The following is a 3,556-nucleotide window of genomic DNA, read 5'->3' as shown; positions in this document are numbered from 1 at the left end:
GTCGCGGTCGGCGGTGTGGCGGGTGCCGCGGTGGGCGGCCAGGGCCTGGCGCAGCGCGCGGACGATCCACACCGGGTGCGAGGCTCGGACGGCCAGGGCGGCGTCGCCGCCGTCGGCGGGGGCGACGTCGGCCAGCCACTCGTCGAGGGGGCGTTCGGCGACCCGACGCAGCACCGCGTTCACGAACCCGGAGGCGCCGGCCCCGATCTCGGCGCGCACGAGGGAGACGGTGGCGTCGAGGGCGGCGTGGGCGGGCACGCGCATGCCCAGCACCTGGTGGGCGCCGAGCCGCAGGGCGTCGAGCACGGGTGGGTCGATCTGCTCGAGCGGGCGGTCCACGCAGCGGGTCAGGATCGCGTCGTACAGGCCGAGCCCGCGCAGGGTGCCATAGGCGAGTTCGGTGGCGAAACCGGCGTCGCGCCGGTCGAGGCGGGCCTGGCGGATGCGCGCCGGGAGGACCAGGTTCGCGTACGCGTCCTCGGCGTGGACGGAGCGGACCACCCCGAACGCGACGCGGCGGGCCGGGTCGGCGGTGCGGGAGCGCTGGGACGGCGCCTGCGCCGAGTACTTCCGTCCCGCGCCCGAGCGACCCCGGTTGCGGGTGCGCCCCTGCGCGTCGCGGCGGTCCTGGGCGTCCGGCCGGGGTGCGCGGCCGCGTTCCCCGCGGGCCCCTCGCTCGCCCCGGCCCTGTCCTGCCTGTCCTTCGCGGCTCATGCGCGTGCCTCCTCGTCCTGTGCCGCGGCGTTCCGCGCGGCCTCGCGTGCCGCCGCCCGGGCGGCGGCCTTCTGGCGGGCCTGTTCTTCGTGGTGGGCGAGCGCCTCCCCGGCCAGCAGCGCGGCCCCGGCGGCGGCGCCGCGCGCCCAGTCGGCGGCCGGCATCAGCTTCCTGCCCGCCGGCTGGACGCGGGAGAGCCGGACGGCCCCGCCGGACGTGCGCAGCCAGGCGGCCTTCGCGGCCACCAGGATCTGCCCGGGAGCCGCGGCGTCGAGTACGGAGGGCCAGCCGTCGTCGCCGGCGCGGACCGGGGCGACGCCGTCGAGCTTGAAACGGGCCGGGGCGGCGCCGTCGTCCGCGGTCAGCCAGCCCCAGGCGCCGGGCTCGGGGGTGACGCCGTTGATCCGGGCGGCCACCTCGGCCGCCGGGCGGGCGGGGTCCACCAGGCCGTCTGCGGCCGTGAGCTTCGGCGCGTGGGTGGGTTCGCCGCGCTGGGGCGTGGCCGTCGCGGTGCCGGCCGCCAGGCGGTCGAGCACGTCGATCACGAGCGGGCCGCCGCGCTCGGCGAGGTCGGTGAGCACGGTCCCGGCGGTCTCGTCGGCCGCGACGGGGCGGGTGAGTCGGGCGAAGACGGGTCCGGTGTCCAGGCCCTCTTCGAGCTGGAACACGTCGGCGGCGATCTCGGTCTCCCCGGCCATCACGGCGCGCTGAACGGGGGCGGCGCCGCGGTAGGCCGGCAGCGCGGAGAAGTGCAGGTTGAGCCAGCCGTGGCGCGGGATCTGCAGGGCCTCGGCGGGCACGAGCGCCCCGTAGGCGACGACGGCGGCCACGTCCGCCTCGAGCGCGCGGATCGCCTGGAGGGCATCGGCACCCTCGGGTCCGCGGAGTCGGTCGGCCTTGAGCACGGGCAGGCCGGCCTCCTCGGCCACGACCGCGACCGGCGACGGGGTCAGCACCCGCCGGCGCCCGACCGGGGCGTCCGGCCGGGTGAGCACGCCGACGACCTCGTGGGGCGAGTCGAGCAGGGCGCGCAGCACGGGCACGGCGGTCTCGGGCGTGCCGGCGTAGAGCACGCGCAGGGGCGTCGGGGCGGTCATCGGGCGGCTCCTGTTCCGGCGGCGGGGGCGGCGGGGGCGCCGAAGACCGAGCTGACGGCGGCCGCGCGCTCGGCCCCGATGCGGCGGGCGGCGCGGTCCACCTCGCCGGCGCGCATGCGGCGGCGGGCCTCACGGCGTTCCTCGCCGTCGAGGCGGTCGACGTAGAGGATCCCGTCGAGGTGGTCGGTCTCGTGCTGGAGACAGCGGGCGAGCAGGCCGGTCCCCCGGTGCTCCACCGGGTTCCCGTCGACGTCGGTGCCGCGGACGACGGCTTCGGCGGCGCGCGCCGGGTGGTAGCGCAGCCCCGGCACGGACAGACACCCCTCGCCCGGCTCCCGCAGCGCCTGGCCGGCGGTCTCGAGTACGGGATTGACCACGTGCCCGGCGACGCCGGCGACGTCGAACACGAAGACGCGCAGGCCCACGCCCACCTGGGGCGCGGCCAGGCCCACGCCCCCGACGGCGTGCATCGTCTCGATCATGTCCGCCACGAGGGCGCGCACATCCGCGCCCGGGGGCACGGGCGACGCGGCGGTGCGCAGGACGGGGTCGGGGATGGTGCGGACGGGCAGGACGGTCACGCCGTCACCCTATCGCCGCCCTCGGCAGACGCCGGGCGCGACGACGACCCGTCGGGCGCCACGTCCGGGGCGGCGTGGGAGCCGCCGCCGAACGCCGCGGCGCGCACGGCCTGCAGTCCGGTGGCCGCCGACGCCGGGACCGACGGCGGAGGCGGGCCGATGACGCGGAGCGCGGGGCCGGCGTCGTCCACGGCCTGCGCGTGCTTCCAGACCTGGCGCAGGGCCCAGAACTTGTGCCAGTGGCGGGGCAGCACACCGGGGTTGGCCTGGTGCACGGCGACCTCGGTCTCCCCCAGGGCGACGCCGAGCAGCATCTCGGCCTGGCCGTGCCGCCACTCTTCCCAGGTGCCGGCCTCGGGGTCCACCAGGGACTCCTCCGCCTTCAGGCCGGCGGTCAGCTGCATGACCACCTTGGGATCGAGCGCCTTGACCCGTCCGTCCCGCCCCGTGCCCTTCGTCTTGTAGTCGATCAGGCACAGCCGGCCGCCGATCCGGGCGACGAGGTCCAGCGTGCCCGCGTAGCCCACCGTGTGGTTCCAGACGGTGATCTCGGCCGCGATCGGCCGGACGTCGTAGAGGTCCCACCACTCGTCGAAGCGGTCCGCGTAGGCGCCCTCGCCGTGCTCGATCAGCCGGGCCCGGGCCTCCGCCATGGTGTGGGGGCGGCCGAGGGCGCGCTGGGCCACCTGCTCGGCGTAGTCGTGCACGCGGTCCCCGCGCTCGGCCGCGGCGTCCCGGTAGCGGGCGGCGGCGTCGGCGGACTGCCGGGCCACCTGCTTCAGGCGCGCGGCGGAGCCCACGGATTCCGCCAGGCGCGGATCCTGGGTCACGGACTGGGCCGCCATCCACCCGACCCAGCCGTCCAGGTCCGTCTTCTCCATGCCGATCACGGTGGTGATGGACGGGACCTCGGGCAGGCCCGAGAGGGAGCGCGCGTACATGCGCCCGTGGGGGGTCTGATGCGCGAGGCGTGGCTGGGTCATGGTCAGCCATTCTGGCAGGGTCCGCGGACCCCCGACGGGGTGGCCCGACACGCCAGCGGACGCCGATTTTGCATCCGGGCGGAGATGGCCTAGAGTTCTTTCTCGTTGGAAAACGCAGGTGAGCGGCTCGGACGAGCGGATCCCGGCGGCACCGACACGCGGATGTAGCTCAGTTGGCTAG

At 77.0% G+C, this 3,556-nt stretch carries 4 protein-coding genes; all 4 read right to left on the bottom strand.

The genetic code is table 11. The features are described 5' to 3' along the window. Positions 1–714, bottom strand: a 714-nt coding sequence (locus SJ20_RS09040) for a transcription antitermination factor NusB (RefSeq protein WP_044659676.1), incomplete at its 3' end; no start/stop codon positions are given. After that, positions 711–1,793, bottom strand: a complete 1,083-nt coding sequence (locus SJ20_RS09035; protein ID WP_230278126.1) for a methionyl-tRNA formyltransferase — start codon at positions 1,791–1,793, stop codon at positions 711–713. The genes SJ20_RS09040 and SJ20_RS09035, both read right to left, overlap by 4 nt. Before the next feature lie 14 nt (positions 1,794–1,807). Further along, positions 1,808–2,392 carry a peptide deformylase gene (def, locus tag SJ20_RS09030; protein WP_044659674.1) on the bottom strand — a complete coding sequence of 195 codons (585 nt, stop codon included), beginning with the start codon at positions 2,390–2,392 and terminating at the stop codon, positions 1,808–1,810. Continuing rightward, positions 2,389–3,375 (bottom strand): cytochrome P450, encoded by a 987-nt coding sequence (locus SJ20_RS09025; RefSeq protein ID WP_044659673.1) that lies wholly within the window; start codon positions 3,373–3,375, stop codon positions 2,389–2,391. Before SJ20_RS09025 ends, def begins: the two co-directional genes overlap by 4 nt. Between the last annotated feature and the right edge of the window lie 181 nt (positions 3,376–3,556).

This window comes from Micrococcus sp. MS-ASIII-49, from assembly GCF_000946635.1.
Lineage (GTDB): Bacteria > Actinomycetota > Actinomycetes > Actinomycetales > Micrococcaceae > Micrococcus > Micrococcus luteus.
This window is presented reverse-complemented; position numbering and strand designations above follow the sequence as displayed.

Excerpts from the sequence above, each read along its gene's own strand:
- SJ20_RS09025 (WP_044659673.1), bottom strand. The coding sequence starts at position 3,375 with ATGACCCAGCCACGCCTCGCGCATCAGACCCCCCACGGGCGCATGTAC.